Genomic DNA, 17,866 nt, shown 5'->3' with positions numbered 1-17,866 from the left:
GACGACGCCTTCGAGCTTTGACGGAATCAGTCGGCGCGCCGTTGTGCGCGCCGATATTCTCCCGGTGTCTGGCCGCTCCAGCGTTTGAATGCGCGCTGGAAGGCTTCCGCCGAAGAGAATCCGAGTAACCAGGCAATCTCGCCGAACGCCGATTCGGTGTCCCGGATGTAGGCCATGGCAAGATCGCGGCGGGTGTCGTTGAGAATCGCGCGGTAACTGGTGCCTTCTTCATCCAGCTTTCGACGCAGCGTCCAGGGCGGTAACTGCAATCGTCCTGCAACTTGCTGCAGATCGGGCTCCTGGCCCTTGAGCATCGGACCGAGAAGCTGAGCCACTCGCTCGCGGATGCTGCGGGTTCGAGTGCGTATCTCCAGTTCCGCCTCGCAGAGTTCGAGAAGCTGGCGCCAGGTGCCCGGGCAGTGCTCCGGGTTGCGGAGCGCCAGTGTCGCCTGGTCCAGTCGCAGTTGATTGTGCTCGGCGCCGAATTCGATCGGTCTTGCGAAGAACGCTTCGTAGCGTGCAGCGTAATCGGGGCGTTGAAATTCAATTTGCACTGCAACCGGGGTCAACGGCTGGCCCGCGACCGCGCCAAGTTGCGTAACCCAGCTGGCCAAGACGGTGTCCACGACGAACCGGTTGTAGCTGTTGTACGGGCTGATCGAATAGAACCTGAGCCAGGCACCAGATGCATCCTCGTGGAACCCTGAGGCGCCCCGGTAATTGGACGCATAAAGCGGCTCGTAGCGAATCAGTGCACGTGCGGCTTCGCGCACCGTAGGGGCTTGCGTCGAGGTCACGCCGACGAGGCCAAGGTGGCCGGCCTTGCGCAGCCGCCCCATTTCAAGCCCTAGCCCTGGGTCACCCGCCAGCTGCATGGCCGCATGGCCCAGACGCATGTAGCGAGGAATAGACAGCCGCGCTCGCGGCTCCGATAGCCGCGCATGATCGAGGCCATACGCATCCAGCAGCGGTTGGGGGTCGATCTGCTTTTCCTGCAGGGCACTGACCAGGCTGTGCACGAAGCCAACCGAGAGATCACCAAGGCGGACCCGTTGACGGTTCATGGTCGATTCGGCAGCCACTGGTTGCGCAAACGCACCGGCTCGCCGTGATGGTGTCGTGTCGGCCTGCGAGGCGAACCGACCAGATTCCAGGGCAGCCCCAGCGTATGGACATCCATTCGCGCCAGTTTTGCAGTTACGCCCAGGTTCTCGCCGCAGGTGGCCAGCGGTTCGTCACGTGCGCCCGGTACTGCAATTAGCTCCGCTTCGTCGGCAACATGCCGGGCATAGGCATCGCAGCCGAGCAAAACGATCAACCGACCGGCCGGCGTCTGCAGTACCGATGGCGCCTGACCTTCGAGCGCTTCGCTGTAACGGCGCTCATAACGACTCAGTTTCTGCTTGTACTGCAGTGGCCCCAGTACCTCGCCGTCCGGCGTGAAACTGAGGCTGACCTGCCGAAGCGGCCCGGTACCGCTCCGTAGTCGACCCTCGTCCAGATAGGGTTCGGGCAGCACGATCGAGCCGGCGACGAGTGTCACACCGTACGCCTTCGCCAGGCCTCCGAAAATTAGCTGATAGTCATCAGCCATCTTCCGTGCCTTGATCTTTAGAACGGCCTCAGTACGGTGATCATCCCCTTCGTTGCCCAGTAGCGCACGCAAGTAGTCCCAAGGGTTGCTCAGCGCCATCCACTGCACGGCGTCGCGCAGCGTGCGGGCCTGCTGGACTTCAGGCTTCTCGCCGAGGGCGAACAGGCCCGTGCCGACATGCTCTGGCAGCACGACAACCGTTCGGGGATTGAGCAGTCCGGCTTTTCGCGCCTGGTCCAGGTAGGTGGCGAACTTCAATTGCAACCGCTCGCGGCTCTGGTAGTCCGCCGGCATCAGTCGGGTTTCGATCCCGAGCAGGTTGCCGGTTTCACCCGGCTGGCCCTGGCTCTCGATAGGCAGAATCCGAAGGTCAGACAGCAGAGGGCCGCTGCCCCGGTCTTGGGTCCAGTCGAGGTAGATGAGGAGCGCCACGAGGGCGAGCACGGCGAGGCCGAGCAACTTGCTATAGGTGCGCATGGGTTACAGAGCTGGATATGTTCCCGCAGAGACTAGGCATCGCACAGCCGCTTGCCAAGCGTTTTGCGCATTTGAGTCATGTAGTTGTGATTTTCGGTCATTGAGCGCGTGGCGGGTGCTGTTTATCGTCACGGCACTGCGACTGCGCCCGACAGAGGCGCGGCGATCCAACCGACGAACTCTGGCACTGGCTGTGCCGCCTGATCGAGGAACGAACATGACTGCTTTTCCGCATCTGCTGGCTCCGCTGGACCTGGGGTTTACCACGCTGCGCAACCGCACGCTGATGGGCTCGATGCATACAGGGCTGGAAGAAATGCCCAATGGTTTCGAGCGCATGGCCGCGTTCTTCGCCGAGCGGGCACGTGGAGGCGTGGGTCTGATTGTCACGGGTGGGGTAGGCCCGAACGAGGAAGGTTCGGTGCGCGCCGGAGCAGCTAAGTTGTCGACCCTCGAGGAAGCCGAAGAGCACAAGGTGGTCACTCAGGCGGTGCACGAGGCAGGTGGCAAGATCTGCATGCAGATTCTCCACGCCGGGCGTTATGCCTACAGCCCTCAGCTGGTGGGCCCAAGCGCCATCCAGGCGCCGATCAACCCCTTTACCCCACGCGAGCTGGACGAGGAGGGCATCGAGAAGCAGATCCGTGACTTCGTCAATTGCGCAGGTTTGGCTCAAAAGGCTGGCTATGACGGCGTCGAGATAATGGGATCGGAAGGCTACTTCATTAACCAGTTCCTGGTGTCTCATACCAATCACCGCACCGACCGTTGGGGTGGCAGCTACGAAAACCGTATGCGTCTGCCTGTAGAAATCGTCCGTCGTGTACGCGAAGCGGTAGGCCGCGAGTTCATCATCATCTATCGCCTGTCGATGCTCGATCTAATGGAAGGCGGTAGTACTTGGGACGAGGTACTGATGCTGGCCAAGGCCATAGAACAGGCCGGTGCCACCTTGATCAATACCGGCATTGGCTGGCACGAGGCCCGCATTCCCACTATCGCCACTAAGGTGCCACGCGCGGCGTTTACCAAGGTAACGGCGAAACTGCGCGGCCACGTCGGCATCCCGCTGGTAACGACGAACCGCATCAACACGCCGGAAGTCGCCGAGCAGGTCTTGGCAGAAGGTGATGCAGACATGGTCTCCATGGCTCGTCCGTTCCTTGCCGATCCAGATTTCGTCAACAAGGCAGCAGCGGACCGCAGCGACACTATTAACACCTGTATCGGCTGCAACCAGGCCTGCCTGGATCACACGTTCAGCGGCAAACTGACCACCTGCCTGGTCAACCCACGGGCGTGTTACGAAACAGAGCTGAATTACATCCCCACCACCACGATCAAGAAAATTGCCGTTGTGGGAGCCGGCCCGGCCGGCCTGGCAGCTGCTACCGTAGCGGCGGAGCGCGGTCATCAGGTAACGCTGTTCGATTCCGCCAATGAGATTGGTGGTCAGTTCAATATCGCCAAGCTCGTGCCGGGCAAGGAAGAGTTCTTCGAAACCCTACGCTACTTCAAGAGCAAGCTGCAGAGCACTGGCGTTGACGTCCGCCTGAACACGCGCGTTAGCGCTGCTGATCTGCTAGCCGGCGGTTTTGATGAGATCATCCTGGCAACCGGGATTGCGCCGCGCACGCCCGATATCCCAGGTATCGATCATCCAATGGTGATCAGCTACATCGACGCAATCCTGCAACGTAAGCCCGTTGGGCAGCACGTAGCAGTCATCGGTGCCGGCGGGATCGGCTTCGATGTGTCGGAGTTCATCACTCACAACGGCCTCTCGACCAGTCTCGACAGAGAGGCGTTCTGGCGCGAATGGGGTATCGACCTCGCGCTGGAAGCTCGGGGTGGGGTGGCCGGCGTTCAGCCTGAGCCACACGCACCGGCACGGCAGGTGTATCTGCTGCAACGCAAGAAGTCCAAGGTTGGCAACGGCCTGGGCAAGACGACCGGTTGGATTCACCGCACAGGGCTAAAGAACAAGCACGTGCAGATGATCAGCGCCGTCGATTATCTGGGGGTCGACGATAAGGGCCTGCATATCCGTGTGGCAGATGGTGAGCCGCAGGTGCTTGCAGTCGATACGGTCATCGTCTGCGCCGGCCAGGACCCGTTGCGGGAGCTGCAAGCCGAACTGGAGGCGGCTGGGCGCAAGGTCCATCTGATCGGAGGGGCCGACGTTGCCGCAGAGCTCGATGCCAAGCGCGCCATCAATCAGGGTTCGCGGCTAGCTGCCGAAGTGTGATGCCGAAGCCCCGCTTTCAAGCGGGGCTTTTTCGTACAGGAGCAACGACTTGAACACATCTCTTCCGCTACACCCGGCCGCTGCTGCAACTTTACAGCGCTGGCATCAGATGATTGCAGCTGGCGATCTCAGCCGATTACCCGAGCTGCTGCACCCGCATGCGGTGTTTCGCTCGCCGATGGCCTTCACGCCCTATGAGAGCGCTGCGGCAGTCAATCTGATCCTGAATACCGTGGTCAGGGTATTCGAAGACTTCGCCTATCACCGCGAGCTGGCCAGCACCGATGGCACAGACGTCGTGTTGGAGTTCAGTGCTCGGGTCGGTGATCGTCAGCTGAAGGGTATCGACATGATTCGCTTCGATGAGACCGGGCTGATTACCGATTTCGAAGTCATGATCCGGCCGATGAGTGGGCTGCAGGCGCTCGGTGAGGAAATGGGCAGGCGTCTCGCACCTCAGCTTGCCGCAATGAAGGGCCGACCGGCTTAGTCCAACCCGTTCACAGTTTGCCGGTGGCGTTTCGATAGCCAATCCTGGCGCCGAAGTCGCTGCCAACCCAGTCACATTGCCGGTTTCGCTTTTTCCCCTACACTTCGGCCCAACCATGGGCTAGCGAGCGCCGAGCGCCGAGCGCCTGCAGCGCGGATATCCCGCGGGCCGTTCAAGTTGTTGAGGAACCGAGCATGCAGATCAAACCGCAGACGGTCGAAGCCGTACTGTTCTTCAATGATGGCGGCGTCTGCAAGGAAATGCTCTACCCAGAATTCGAGGCCATGCTCGATGGGGTGGTGAGCATGCTGGAGTTCGCCGATCAGCAGATGCGGGTCGCGTATGTGCTGGTCAATGCACGGCTGCAGATTCGCGCGGCGGTGTTCTTCTATCTCGATTTCAACGAGGACGGATCAGCCGACAGTGGCTGGAATATCCCGCTGCGCAGCCTTGCCGAACGCACCGGGCGCGGGCCGGATCTCGGTGCTGGGCCGATCCGCCTGGCCTGTCGCAGCCAGTGCCCGGTGTCCTGGCACCAGATGCACTTGTGGGACCCGGACCTGACGCCCGGCAAGAACCACTTCGTCATGTTGCGTGATCGCATCAAGCGCAACCAGCTTGGACTGCTGGTGGAAGAAGAGGCACCACAAACCCTGCCCACCGAGCGTCTGCAAATGGTGGCTGAAGACACTTGGTACGCGCCGGATGCGGCCAAGCAGGCTGCTACTCGCCGCACCGAGCAGCTCGAAAAGGAACAGCGGCTCAAGGCTGCGCAGTTGATCAAGCAGCAGCGTTTGCGCATTGCCAGCCTGGAACAAATGCGCGAGGCCGACCTCGCTAAACTGCGGGATTTGGCCGCCCAACAGCAGGCAACGCTGCAAAATGAAATCACCCGATTGCGTGGGCAGCTGCTTGAGCGTGAGCAGCAAACAGTGAACCATCGCGCCCAGCTCGCAGAACAGGCCGAGGGCTTCCAGAAGACCCGTGAAGAGATGAGCCAGCAGCTGCGCGCGGTTGAGCAGAACAGTCGTGACGAAGCCGATGCTTCACGGGCGCGCTTCAACACCGAGCTGCAGGTGCAGGTCGCCGCAGCGGTTGCTGAATACAAGGAGCAGATTGCTATTCGGGACGTCGAGCTGGCTTATCGCAACGAGCTGGATGCGCAACTGCAGGAAGAGATCGAAGCGCTACAGAAGCAGGTGGGCGTGCTGGCCGAGCAATCGGGGGACCGAGTGCTCGAAAGGCTGTCGCGGATCGGCGTGGTGTTCATGGCTTATCATCCCGGCGCCGGACACCTGACGATCGCGCTTCAGGATATGGCGCGCTATCAGGAGAATCCGCTAGCGTACGCCGCCGCTAAATGTGCGGTCTCCGAGGAGCAGTACGGCCAATGGGTTCAGCATTATCAACAACCTACCTGCGTGGCCAGCCTCTCGACTGGGGAGCGCTGCAACATGCCCTTGGACAAAGTCGACTCGCCTGCACGCTTCGTGATCGGCGAGTCCAATTGTTGCGCCAGGCACCGGTCTCAGGATCGACTGCGTACCGGTAGCTGACAGGGTTTCTATCATTTCTGCGTTTATCCCCAGCCTGGCCTCAGTGCCGCTGCAGCGGCTTGATCTGCCCTGGCTGCGCGAGGCCGATGTTCAGGTTGCCGTGCTGCGGCTGGATCTGGTCGATCCAGAGCTGTCCGGGAACAAGTGGTTCAAGCTCGCGCATCACCTTGCTGCGGCACAAGCATGCGGCGCATCAGGGTTGATCAGCCTTGGTGGCCCTCACTCCAACCATCTGCATGCGCTAGCCGCAGCGGCCAAGCGTTACGGGCTATCCAGCGTCGGGCTACTGCGTGGCAATCCGCAGCAGACAGCCACTGTCGAAGATTTGCAGCGCTTCGGCATGCAGCTGCATTGGCTAGGTTATGGCGGCTATCGCGAACGGCACCGGGCGGATTTCTTCAATCCCTGGCAGGAGCGGTTCCCCGGTTACTACTGCGTACCCGAAGGCGGCGGCGGGCTTGCTGGAGCACGGGGTTGCACCCCGCTGGTCGACCACGTGCAAACTCGCCTGGCCGACATCGGCTGGGAGGATTATGAAGGCTGGTGGCTTGCCGCGGGTACGGGTACCACCTTGGCTGGGTTAGTGATCGGCGAGGCGCAGCGGCGCAGAAGGATGGTCCACGGAGCGCTGGCAGGCCCGCCTTCGCACGGCGTTGCAGACGAAGTCAGCCGGCTGTTGCGAGACGCCGGCACTGCTGACTCCGGGTATCAGCTGGTCGACGCCAGCCGTGGAGGCTTCGGTCGATTCGACGAGCCGCTGGCCCGGTTTCTGCTGGAGACTGAAGCGGTTTCAGGCGTTCCTCTGGAGCCTGTTTACACGGCTAAGGCAATGATGGCATTGCGCCTTTACGTGCGGGGCGGTTATTTTGCCTGCGGCACGCGGCTCATCTTCGTGCATACCGGCGGTTTGCAAGGCCGGAGAGCTGCCCAGGCGCAGCTGGACGAGCTGCTGCGCTGACCTCTCGCCCCTTTGGAAATCATGGATGAATAAGCCGCTGCCTCCCGATCTTCTCCACCGCCTGGTTCCGCTCAATACACTGTCGCCTCGATATCTCCAAGAGATTCGCCATCAATTGGTGCCGCGCGCCCTGGCAGCAGGCGAAGTGCTGTTCGATAAGCAGACGCCATCGGGTTTGAGCTATTTCCTGCTCAGCGGCGTCCTTTCGCTGCTGACGCCGGAAGGCGAGCGGCGGTTGGTTGCCGGCTCGTCTGAAAGTTGCCATATGTTGGTTTCCGGCGCCCGGCTGAGCAGAGCCTGCGCGCTGGTAGATGTCAGCGTGCTGTGCATCGACAGTGAGCAGCTCAGTCGCCTAGTGTCCTGGCAGCATGCCAATGCCGATCTGCTGCTGGAGCTGGCGACGGCAGGCGAGTTGACCGACTGGCTTGAGACGTTGCTGGAGAATCCGCTGTTCGCCAAAGTGCCTCCTGCAAACATACGCGACATGCTCGGCAGACTTGAGGCCATCGATATGCCAGCCGGCCATGTGCTGTTGCGCGAAGGTGAGGCCGGCGATTGTTGCTACTTCCTCAAGAGCGGCCGCGCCGAGGTCATGATTGGCCTTGGCAGCGCCGGGCAAGTGGTAGCGGAGCTGGACGTCGGGGCCTGCTTCGGTGAAGAGGCGCTGCTTACCGACGGACCGCGCAATGCTACCGTTACGCTGATCGAGGATGCGTGTGTGCTGAAGCTGGCACGCGAGAACTTCGTTTCGCTGTTGAAGGCGCCGGTAGTCGATGAGCTCAGCCTGGAACAGGCGAATGCGCTGATGGAGCAAGGCGCCCAATGGCTGGATGTCCGGCTGTTGGAGGAGTATCAACAGGGACATGCTCCGCAAGCGCTGACGATGCCGCTGCATCTATTGCGGCTTAAGGCGCGATTGTTGAAACAGGATCGGCTGTATCTTTGCTACTGCTACAGCGGCAAACGCAGCGCCAGCGCGGTGTTCCTGCTGACGCAGCTAGGCTTCACCGCTTATCCGCTGCGAGGCGGCCTCGACGGGCTGTCGGCCGAGGATTATGCAACCTTGCTCTGTGAGCAGGGCAACGGTTATCTTGCGCGCTCCGGCGGGCGAACCGAACGCAGCGGCTGAACCGACGAGAGTCTAGCTCAGCATGGCGAGCAACCAGCCGGCGATGCCGCCAGCCATTACCACCAGCCAGGGCGGCAACTTCCACACCATCAAGGCAGCTAAGGCAATGGCCGCCAAGACAAAATCGCCTTGGCCAAAAATCGCGCTGGTCCAGACCGGATCGTATAGCGCTGCCAGCAACAGCCCGACGACCGCAGCATTCACCCCGCCCAGTGCTGCTTGCATGCGCCGATTGGCACGCAACCGGTCCCAGAATGGCATGGCGCCGAACACCAGCAGAAACGATGGTATGAACACGGCGATCAGGCACAGCGCGGCGTTGATCAGGCTGCTACTGCCGCCGTGAATCGAGGCCCCAAGAAAGGCAGAAAACGTGAATAGCGGCCCTGGTACTGCTTGGGCTGCGCCGTAGCCGGCCATAAAAATGTCATTGCTGACCCAGCCGTTGGGCACGACTTCTGCTTCCAGCAGCGGGAGCACCACATGACCGCCACCGAATACCAACGCGCCAGCGCGATAGAAGCTGTCGAACATTTCCAGTAGCTGGCTGGACGAGGCGGCAGCCAATGCTGGCAGCAGAAGCAGCGATGCAAAGAACAGCAGCAAGGCCAAGGCGCCGGTTGTTTGCCCCACGCGAGGCCGGAAAGGGGTGAGGTTGGACAGGGCAGCAGGGCGAAACAACACCAATCCCGCCAGGCCGGCGATTGCGATGACGGCCAGCTGCGCCCAGGCACTGGCCAACAGCAGAACAGCGCAGGCAGCCAGCAGCGCGATCGCGATTCGCGGGCCATCGGTGCATAGGTTACGCGCCATTCCCCATACCGCCTGAGCGACTACGGCGACCGCGACGATTTTAAGGCCGTGGAGAAGCCCCTCGGGCAAACCATCGCCCAAATGGCCGATGCCCAGCGCGAACAACGCCAAGGCGATTGCTGACGGCAGCGTGAATCCTGTCCAGGCCGCCAGCGAACCGCGATAGCCGCCCCTCAGCAGGCCGATGGCAATTCCGACCTGGCTGCTCGCCGGGCCGGGTAGAAACTGACAGAGGGCTACCAGATCCGCATAGCACTGCTCGTCAAGCCAGCGCTGGCGGTGAACGAACTCTTCACGAAAATAGCTCAAGTGGGCCACCGGACCGCCGAATGACGTCAGCCCGAGGCGCAGGAATAGCAGGAAAATTGTCCACGGACTCGATTGTTCCGGTGCGAATGACTGGACCTGGTCCGAATTCATCGAGCTGACCCTGACGGTGGAAGAAGGTGCTGTTGCCGCACAAGTCTGCCGGATGCAGATGACGGTTTCACGTCAGGTGCAGTTCAGCGGGCCGGCCAGGTGCTTGGGACCAGGAACAGACGCTCCTGTTCGAGCCAGTGTCCATCTGCGTGCTCCTCCAGGCGAACCAGCATTTTCGCCTGACGTTGGCCCTCGACGTCGATGACCCACCGATCGAAATCGGGACGCTGCCAGACGGCGCTCCACGGCACGCGAGCGGGAGCCAACCAGGCATGGCGAGGCAAGGGTTGCCAGACTGCTTCGTGGTCGCTTCCAGCGAATGCCGGCCAATCGTGGTGACGCAGCCAGCGCCCGCCGAGGTGATGGGGGCTGGCGCCGGCAGGCGCGGAGCAGGCGCTTGCTAGCGGCTGGAACAGATAGCCGCCTAGCCACAGCGCGCTGTTGATCGGAGCGCTGGTCAGTTCGCTGAGCAATAGTTGCGCTGCGGGCACCGAGGGCAGCCTCAACTGGTGGTCACAGAGGCGCCTCAGCTTGATGTCGAGTCGGTCGTGGCTGCCGGGGCCCAGCCAGCGATCGTGCCGCGCGCTGTCGTCGCCCAGTCCGAGGTAGAACTTGACGGCCAGTTCCAGATGATGGACACCTTCCCGGTCACGCAGAAGCAGGTCAATCTCGCCCAAGGTATGGCCGCCATGGCGAATCGGCAGGTTCGCCACCAGCAGATCGACATCGGGCGCCTGACACAGGGCGAATTGCCAGAGGCGCTCGTAGTAAAGCCCCAACCGCCTGATGCTGCGTTGCGCGAGCCAGGCCTCGAGAATCCCCGGCTGCGTGTCGAGCAGGCGCAGCCAGTCGGCCAGTTCTTCAGGGTGCTCAGCCCAGCGGCTGACCGTTAAAGGGTGTCGTTGTTGCGCCGGGGCCTCGCTCAGCAACGGTGGTGAGAGCAGCGCCCAAGCGAGATCCCGCACGGCCGGGTGCATCAGGCTAGGGAGCAAATCGCCAAGATAGGGAAGGTTCATGCAAGCAGCATAGCCGAGGTTGGTTTGCTGCCACTTCCAGCTTTCGCCCATAATCCGCCGGCCGCACTGCAACGGGGAGTCCGAGCCGACCAGTTTGTTGAACTCGAACGTGCCTGCGCGACACCAAACTGATGCCAGATACGTTTCGGCCGATTGGTGTTTCTCCTGTCCCGCAACCGCTTTCACCCGTCTCGCCTACAGGGAGCTTCAATGGACCAGTTCCGCAATATCGGCATCATCGGTCGCCTGGGCAGCTCCCAGGTGCTGGATACCATCCGCCGGTTGAAGAGATTCCTCGTGGAGCGCCACCTGCACGTGATTCTCGAAGAAAACATCGCCGAGGTGTTGCCTGGTCATGGCATGCAGACCTCCTCGCGGCAGCGCCTCGGCGACTCCTGCGATCTGGTGATCGTAGTGGGCGGTGACGGCAGCCTGCTAGGCGCGGCGCGGGCGCTGGCCAAGCATCGGGTGCCGGTGTTGGGGATCAACCGGGGCAGCCTCGGGTTCCTGACCGACATTCGCCCGGATGAGCTGGAAGAGAAGGTTGCCGAGGTGCTAAGTGGGCAATACACGCTGGAGAATCGCTTCCTGCTCGAGGCCCAGGTGCGGCGCTTCGAGGAGTCCATTGGCGAAGGCGACGCGCTCAACGACGTGGTGCTGCATCCCGGCAAGTCGACCCGGATGATCGAATTCGAGCTGTATATCGACGGTCAGTTCGTCTGCAGTCAGAAGGCCGACGGGCTGATCATCGCCACCCCCACGGGCTCAACTGCGTACGCACTTTCCGCTGGCGGGCCGATCATGCACCCCCGACTGGATGCGATCGTGGTTGTTCCGATGTATCCGCACACCTTGTCGAGCCGGCCCATCGTGGTGGATGGCAACAGCGAACTGAAAATCGTCGTCTCGCCGAACATGCAGATCTACCCGCAGGTCTCCTGCGATGGCCAGAACCATTTCACCTGCGCGCCAGGCGATACCGTCACGGTGCGCAAGAAACCGCAGAAGCTTCACCTGATCCACCCGCTCGACCACAACTACTACGAGGTCTGCCGCACCAAGCTTGGCTGGGGCAGCCGCCTCGGTGGAGGGGAATAGTGCTTGTCGACCCGGAGCGCAGCTACGACCTGATCGGGGACGTGCATGGTTGCGCCCACACACTGGCTCGTCTGCTTGAACAGCTGGGCTATAGCCGGCACGGCGACGTGTGGCGGCATCCTCGTCGGCAAGTGATCTTTCTTGGCGACATCATTGATCGCGGTCCTCGAATTCGCGAAGCGCTGCACCTGGTCCATGCAATGGTCGACGCGGGGCAGGCGCATTGCATCATGGGCAATCACGAGTTCAACGCACTGGGCTGGCACACCCCGGCGCCCCCCGAGAGCGGCAAGGCCTTCGTTCGCGATCACACGCCGCGGTACGCCATGCTATTGCAGCATACCTTTCAGCAGTTCGAGCACTATCCGCAAGAATGGACCGACTTCCGTGAATGGTTCATGACGTTGCCGCTGTATCTTGAAAACGAGCGTTTTCGTGTCGTTCATGCCTGCTGGGACAATGCGGTGATCAGTCAGCTGCGCGAGCGGTTGGTCAATGGATGCGTTGATCCCGCATTCTTGCGGGACGCGGCGTTCGCCCAAGGCTTCGCTGCCAAGGCACTGGACCGCCTGCTGCGCGGCACCGATATGCCGTTGCCCGAAGGGCTGACGCTGACCAGCGCGGAGGGCTTCACCCGCAGCTTCTTCCGGACGAAATTCTGGGAGGAAAATCCCCAGACCTACGGTGATATCGTCTTCCAGCCCGACGGCCTGCCGGAAAACGCCGCACGGGTGCCACTCAGCGATAGCCAGAAGAGCAAACTGTTTCTCTATGGACCGGATGACCCGCTATTGTTCGTCGGGCACTACTGGCGTAGCGGAACACCCGCGCCGATCCGACCCAACCTCGCCTGTCTCGATTACAGCGCGGTGAAATACGGCAAGCTCGTCGCCTATCGGCTTGATGAGGAAACCAGACTCGACCCGGCGAAGTTCGTCTGGGTGGACGTGGAGCGATAGATGGCCATCATCGAGGCGTTGCGCCTGCCATTGTCAGAGGACCTAAGCGGTTTCATCGTCTTGTTGCAGCGGTTGCAGGTGCCTTGCCGCGTCTCCGAGGAGTCTGGCGAGCAGGTGTTGCGGGTTCCGGCAGAGACGGCCGAACAGGTCCGCGAGCTCTACCAGCGCTATCCCCAGGGCGACGGCGCCGTGGTGGCCGAACAACCGCCACGGCGCGGCGGCGGTTTTGTCGCCAGCCTTCGCCGCAGTCCGCTGACTGCAGCGGTATTGCTGCTGACGATAATCGCAGCCGCCATCACCATGCTTGGCGAGAACTTCGAGACCATTCGCTGGTTCAGCTTCGGTGACTTCCGCATCGACGGTGAGTACGCCTACTTTGCGACGTTCCAACAAACCCTCGCAGCAGGGGAGTGGTGGCGGCTGGTAACACCAATCTTCGTGCATTTCGGCTTCCTGCACCTGGCCATGAACTCGATGTGGTACTGGGAGCTAGGGCGGCGCATCGAATATCGACAAGGCGGGCTGATGTTGCTTGGCCTGACGCTGGTGTTCGGCGTCGTTTCCAATGTGGCTCAATACACCTACGGTGGCCCCGGGATTTTCGGAGGATTATCCGGCGTTCTGTACGGGCTGCTCGGGCATTGCTGGCTATTCCAAAAACTCTCTCCCGATGAGGCCTATCGGCTGCCGCCCGGCGTTGTGGTGCTGATGCTGGTCTGGCTGGTGGTCTGCCTGACGGGCGTGATCGAAGTGGTGAGCTTCGGCGCATTGGCGATCGCCAACGCGGCGCATGTTGGCGGTCTGGTTGCCGGCTGTTTGACTGGCGTTCTCGGCGGGCTGCTGTCCCGCCGCAGAGCGGTGCGCATGGGCGACTGAAAGGCCGATCGGTTTTTCCCTAAAGCTGCGCTGCTCGGTAGAATGCACGCTTGATTCCCTGGGAGCCGGCCATGTCGTCCTTTATCGAAGCCATCGAAAACATCACCCCTGAAATCTACGAAAACCTGAAGACCGCCGTCGAGCTGGGTAAGTGGGGCGACGGCCGCAAGCTGACGCCCGAGCAAAAGGAAACCTGCCTCGGTGCGATGATCGCCTGGGAAATCCAGAACCTGCCGGAAGAACAGCGCACCGGCTACATGGGCGGTCAGGAATGCGCCTCCAAGAGCAAGAACAAGGCGCCGATCGATACCAGCCTGTTCACACCCGCTTCCGGAACGCGCCACTGATGCTTGAAATCGGACGCGGCGCGCTGAGCAAGATGTCGATTCAGCTCGGCGAGCAGGCACAGTATTCATTCCGTTTGAACGACCAGTTGGTGCCGGTCAATCCGCTGATCGGCAAGACCCTGCGGTTGGAATACCTAGGTGCCATCCATTGCAGCCATTGCGGGCGCAAGACCAACAAGAGTTTCAGCCAGGGCTATTGCTACCCCTGCTTCAAGAAGCTGCCGCAGTGCGACATCTGCATCATGAGCCCGGAGAAGTGCCACCACGACTTCGGCACCTGCCGCGACCCACAGTGGGGCATGGACTTCTGCATGACCGACCACGTGGTGTACCTGGCCAACTCGTCGGGCATCAAGGTCGGCATCACCCGCGCCACCCAACTGCCCACGCGCTGGCTCGATCAGGGTGCCAGCCAGGCGCTGCCGATCATGCGCGTTGCGACTCGCCAGCAGTCAGGAATGGTAGAAGACCTGTTGCGCAGCCAAGTGGCAGATCGCACCAACTGGCGCGCACTGCTCAAGGGTGATGCCGAACCCATCGACCTGATCGAGATCCGCGAACAGATCTTCGATGCCTGCGCCGAGGGCCTGCGTGAACTGCAACAGCGCTACGGACTGCAGGCGATCCAGCCTGTGGCCAATGCCGAGGTGCTTGAAATCCGCTACCCGGTCGAGGCCTATCCGACCAAGGTCGTCAGCCTGGATCTGGAAAAGACGCCGGTCGTCGAAGGCACCCTGCGCGGCATTAAGGGTCAATATCTGATCCTCGACACGGGCGTAATCAACATCCGCAAGTTCACCTCGTATCAGGTAGCTGCAAGCAGCGCGGCGTAGGGTGGATCATGCTTCACCGATCCACGGGTGGCCATCCACCAAAATGAACACAGCGGCAGATATTGGTGGATGTAGAAAGTGACAGCCACCCTACGGATCGATCATGCAGTTACTGGTTGGATCACGCATGACGATCCGCCCAACCAATGCTATTCACTCGCAGCTTCAAGCTCGCCGCTTTTAGCTGCCTCGAAGAGGCCCAGCCGATGCGCACCGAACAACCGAAAGTCATTCATCTCAAGGACTATCAGGTTCCGGAATACCTGATCGATGAAACCCACCTGACCTTCGAATTGTACGAAGACCGCACCCTGGTGCATGCGCAGCTGGCGATGCGGCGCAATCCGGAAGCCGGCACCGGCTTGCCGCCCTTGCAGCTCAACGGCCAGGATCTGGAGCTGATGTCGCTCTCGCTGAATGACCGGCAGCTGGGTCTGGGTGACTACCAGATCGCCGAGGAAAGCCTGACTCTGCAACCCGACGCTGCGAGCTTCACGCTGGACAGCACCGTAGTGATTCATCCGGAGAGCAACACGGCGCTTGAAGGCCTCTATAAGTCCGGCAGCATGTTTTGCACCCAATGCGAAGCCGAGGGCTTTCGCAAGATCACCTACTACCTTGATCGCCCGGATGTGATGAGCACCTTCACCACGACGGTCACGGCCGAGAAGCATGCTTATCCGATCCTCCTCTCAAACGGCAACCCGATTGCCAGCGGCGAGGAAGACGACGGGCGTCACTGGGCGACTTGGGAAGATCCGTTCAAGAAACCTGCCTATCTGTTCGCGCTGGTCGCGGGTGACCTCTGGTGCGTCGAGGACAGCTTCATCACCATGAGCGGTCGCAACGTGGCGCTGCGCATCTACGTCGAGCCGGAAAACATCGACAAGTGCCAGCACGCCATGAACAGCCTGAAGAAGTCGATGAAGTGGGATGAAGAGGCCTACGGTCGCGAGTACGACCTGGACATCTTCATGATTGTCGCGGTCAACGACTTCAACATGGGCGCCATGGAAAACAAGGGGCTCAACATCTTCAACTCCAGCGCCGTGCTGGCGCGCGCCGAAACGGCCACCGATGCTGCACACCAGCGCGTCGAGGCGATCGTCGCCCATGAATACTTCCATAACTGGTCCGGTAACCGCGTGACCTGCCGCGACTGGTTCCAGCTGTCGCTCAAGGAAGGTTTCACCGTGTTCCGCGATTCGCAGTTCTCCGCTGACATGAACTCGCCGACCGTCAAGCGCGTCGAGGATGTGTCCTACCTGCGTACTCACCAGTTCGCCGAGGATGCCGGCCCGATGGCCCACTCGGTGCGCCCGGAATCCTTCATCGAGATCTCCAACTTCTACACCCTGACCGTTTACGAGAAGGGCGCTGAAGTGGTGCGCATGATCCAGACGCTGCTGGGTGAGGAGGGCTTCCGCAAAGGCAGCGATCTCTACTTCGAGCGGCATGATGGCCAGGCGGTGACCGTTGATGATTTCGTCAAGGCGATGGAAGACGCCAATGGTGCCGACCTGACGCAGTTCAAACGCTGGTACAGCCAGGCGGGCACGCCGCGATTGGCCGTCAGTGAGCAGTACGACGCCGCCGCAAAAACCTACAGCCTGACATTCCGCCAAAGCTGCCCGCCAACGCCGGGGCAAAGCGAGAAGCTGGCGTTCGTCATCCCAGTTTCGCTGGGCCTGCTGGATGGGCAGGGCAACGAAATTGCGCTGCGCCTGCAAGGTGAAGACGCACCGGTCGGTACCACCCGCGTGCTGGCCGTCGACCAGCCCGAGCAGACCTTCACCTTTGTCGACGTGCCAGAGCAACCATTGCCTTCGTTGCTGCGTGGTTTCTCCGCTCCGGTGAAGCTGGACTTCCCCTACAGCCGTGATCAGCTGATGTTCCTGATGCAGCACGATTCCGACGGGTTCAACCGCTGGGAGGCGGGGCAGCAGCTGTCGGTCCAGGTGCTGCAAGAGATGATCGGGCAGCATCAGCGCGGCGAAGCGCTGCAGCTGGATCAGCGTCTGGTCGCTGCACTGCGCAGCCAGCTCGAGGACGAAAGCCTCGATCAGGCGATGGTCGCGGAAATGCTGTCGCTGCCGAGCGAGGCCTACCTGACCGAGATCAGCGAGATCGCCGATGTCGATGCCATTCACGCCGCGCGTGACTTCGCTCGCCAAAGCATCGCCACCGCATTGTTCGAGCTGTTCTGGAAGCGTTACCAGGCCAATCGCGAGGTTTCGCGGCAGACGCCCTATGTTGCCGAAGCGGGCCACTTCGCTCGTCGTGCCCTGCAGAACATCGCTTTGTCGTACCTGATGCTCAACGGAAAGCCCGAAGTGGTCGCCGCCTGCGTCGAGCAGTTCGAGGACGCGGACAACATGACCGAGCGGCTCACGGCGTTAGCAGTGCTGGTGAACTCTGGCTTCGAAGCCGAGCGTGACAAGGCACTGGCCTCGTTTGCCGAGCACTTCAAGGATAACCCGCTGGTCATGGATCAGTGGTTCAGCGTGCAGGCTGGTAACACCCAGCCGGGTGGTCTGGAGCGCATCCAGCATCTGATGCAGCACCCGGCGTTCACGCTGAAGAATCCGAACAAGGTTCGCGCCTTGATCGGCGCCTTCGCCAACCAGAATCTGGTGAACTTCCACCGTGCTGATGGCGCTGGTTATCGCTTCCTGGCCGACCAGGTCATTGTGCTCAACAAGCTCAACCCCCAGATTGCATCGCGCTTGTTGGCGCCCTTGACCCGCTGGCGCAAATACGACGTAAGCCGTCAGGGACTGATGAAGACCGAGCTGGAGCGAATTCTGGCGTCCGGTGAGTTGTCGAGCGACGTGTACGAGGTGGTCAGCAAAAGCCTTGCCTGATCAGGCCTGCGACGCTAGATCGTGACAGACGAAAATCCCGCACTTGCTGCGGGATTTTCGCTTTCAGAAGACTGAGAAGGCCTGGTCAGACGCCCCCTTCCGATGCGTGACGTGAAGGACGCAAAGCGCCATGCCATAAGGCTCACCTATCACGCAACATCATTGAGCCATGCTTAACAAAACATAAC

General features: G+C 61.3%; 15 protein-coding genes. 11 read left to right on the top strand and 4 right to left on the bottom strand.

Annotated features, from left to right (window positions below; all coding sequences use genetic code 11):
* Positions 1-26: 26 nt before the first annotated feature.
* Together ACQKIK_RS11290 and ACQKIK_RS11285 are read right to left on the bottom strand one after the other, a co-directional pair.
* On the bottom strand, positions 27-1,064 hold the full coding sequence (locus ACQKIK_RS11290) for an AraC family transcriptional regulator (protein ID WP_046162184.1): 1,038 nt from the start codon (positions 1,062-1,064) through the stop codon (positions 27-29).
* A complete protein-coding gene (locus ACQKIK_RS11285; protein ID WP_499136008.1) occupies positions 1,061-2,071 on the bottom strand; it encodes a carbon-nitrogen hydrolase family protein in 1,011 nt (336 codons plus the stop codon). The genes ACQKIK_RS11290 and ACQKIK_RS11285 overlap by 4 nt, the downstream gene beginning before the upstream one ends.
* A 217-nt stretch (positions 2,072-2,288) precedes the next feature.
* Here ACQKIK_RS11285 and ACQKIK_RS11280 point away from each other — a divergent pair, with 217 nt between their 5' ends.
* From ACQKIK_RS11280 to ACQKIK_RS11260, 5 genes are all read left to right on the top strand, one after another.
* On the top strand, positions 2,289-4,319 hold the full coding sequence (locus ACQKIK_RS11280; protein ID WP_127839576.1) for an NADPH-dependent 2,4-dienoyl-CoA reductase: 2,031 nt from the start codon (positions 2,289-2,291) through the stop codon (positions 4,317-4,319).
* Positions 4,320-4,368: 49 nt separating this feature from the next.
* A complete protein-coding gene (locus ACQKIK_RS11275) occupies positions 4,369-4,809 on the top strand; it encodes a nuclear transport factor 2 family protein (protein WP_499136007.1) in 441 nt (146 codons plus the stop codon).
* A gap of 194 nt (positions 4,810-5,003) precedes the next feature.
* Positions 5,004-6,365, top strand: coding sequence for a chromosome partitioning protein ParA (locus tag ACQKIK_RS11270; RefSeq protein ID WP_499136005.1), 1,362 nt, complete (start codon positions 5,004-5,006; stop codon positions 6,363-6,365).
* 43 nt (positions 6,366-6,408) lie between these two features.
* The gene (locus ACQKIK_RS11265) at positions 6,409-7,323 is read left to right on the top strand and encodes a 1-aminocyclopropane-1-carboxylate deaminase/D-cysteine desulfhydrase (RefSeq protein WP_499136004.1); all 915 of its coding nucleotides are present in this window, start codon (positions 6,409-6,411) and stop codon (positions 7,321-7,323) included.
* A 25-nt stretch (positions 7,324-7,348) separates the two neighbouring features.
* On the top strand, positions 7,349-8,452 hold the full coding sequence (locus ACQKIK_RS11260) for a cyclic nucleotide-binding domain-containing protein (protein ID WP_499136002.1): 1,104 nt from the start codon (positions 7,349-7,351) through the stop codon (positions 8,450-8,452).
* A 12-nt stretch (positions 8,453-8,464) separates the two neighbouring features.
* On the opposite strand, the gene chrA is transcribed toward ACQKIK_RS11260, so the two are convergent.
* Both chrA and ACQKIK_RS11250 read right to left on the bottom strand, forming a co-directional pair.
* Positions 8,465-9,685, bottom strand: a complete 1,221-nt coding sequence (gene chrA, locus ACQKIK_RS11255) for a chromate efflux transporter (protein WP_499136001.1) — start codon at positions 9,683-9,685, stop codon at positions 8,465-8,467.
* A gap of 83 nt (positions 9,686-9,768) precedes the next feature.
* Positions 9,769-10,701: a DUF1853 family protein gene (locus ACQKIK_RS11250; RefSeq protein ID WP_499136000.1), complete on the bottom strand. Its 933-nt coding sequence runs from the start codon at positions 10,699-10,701 to the stop codon at positions 9,769-9,771.
* A gap of 210 nt (positions 10,702-10,911) precedes the next feature.
* On the opposite strand from ACQKIK_RS11250, the gene ACQKIK_RS11245 reads away from it, so the two are divergent.
* The 6 genes from ACQKIK_RS11245 to pepN all read left to right on the top strand — a co-directional run bounded on the left by ACQKIK_RS11245 (position 10,912) and on the right by pepN (position 17,678).
* Positions 10,912-11,799 (top strand): NAD(+) kinase, encoded by an 888-nt coding sequence (locus tag ACQKIK_RS11245; protein ID WP_045426155.1) that lies wholly within the window; start codon positions 10,912-10,914, stop codon positions 11,797-11,799.
* On the top strand, positions 11,799-12,758 hold the full coding sequence (locus tag ACQKIK_RS11240) for a metallophosphoesterase (RefSeq protein WP_499135999.1): 960 nt from the start codon (positions 11,799-11,801) through the stop codon (positions 12,756-12,758). The genes ACQKIK_RS11245 and ACQKIK_RS11240 overlap by 1 nt, the downstream gene beginning before the upstream one ends.
* Positions 12,759-13,634 carry a rhomboid family intramembrane serine protease gene (locus tag ACQKIK_RS11235; protein ID WP_499135998.1) on the top strand — a complete coding sequence of 292 codons (876 nt, stop codon included), beginning with the start codon at positions 12,759-12,761 and terminating at the stop codon, positions 13,632-13,634.
* Between the two features lie 71 nt (positions 13,635-13,705).
* Positions 13,706-13,981, top strand: a complete 276-nt coding sequence (locus ACQKIK_RS11230) for a YeaC family protein (RefSeq protein WP_499135997.1) — start codon at positions 13,706-13,708, stop codon at positions 13,979-13,981.
* Complete coding sequence (locus tag ACQKIK_RS11225; RefSeq protein WP_499135996.1) at positions 13,981-14,814, top strand: DUF2797 domain-containing protein; 834 nt, start codon at positions 13,981-13,983, stop codon at positions 14,812-14,814. The genes ACQKIK_RS11230 and ACQKIK_RS11225 overlap by 1 nt, the downstream gene beginning before the upstream one ends.
* A 206-nt stretch (positions 14,815-15,020) precedes the next feature.
* On the top strand, positions 15,021-17,678 hold the full coding sequence (gene pepN, locus ACQKIK_RS11220; RefSeq protein ID WP_499135994.1) for an aminopeptidase N: 2,658 nt from the start codon (positions 15,021-15,023) through the stop codon (positions 17,676-17,678).
* Positions 17,679-17,866 lie beyond the last annotated feature (188 nt).

The organism is Pseudomonas sp. NPDC047961 (assembly GCF_050272435.1).
Taxonomy (GTDB): Bacteria; Pseudomonadota; Gammaproteobacteria; order Pseudomonadales; family Pseudomonadaceae; genus Stutzerimonas.
Note: the sequence above shows the minus strand (reverse complement) of the source record. Positions and strands in the feature narration are given on the sequence as shown.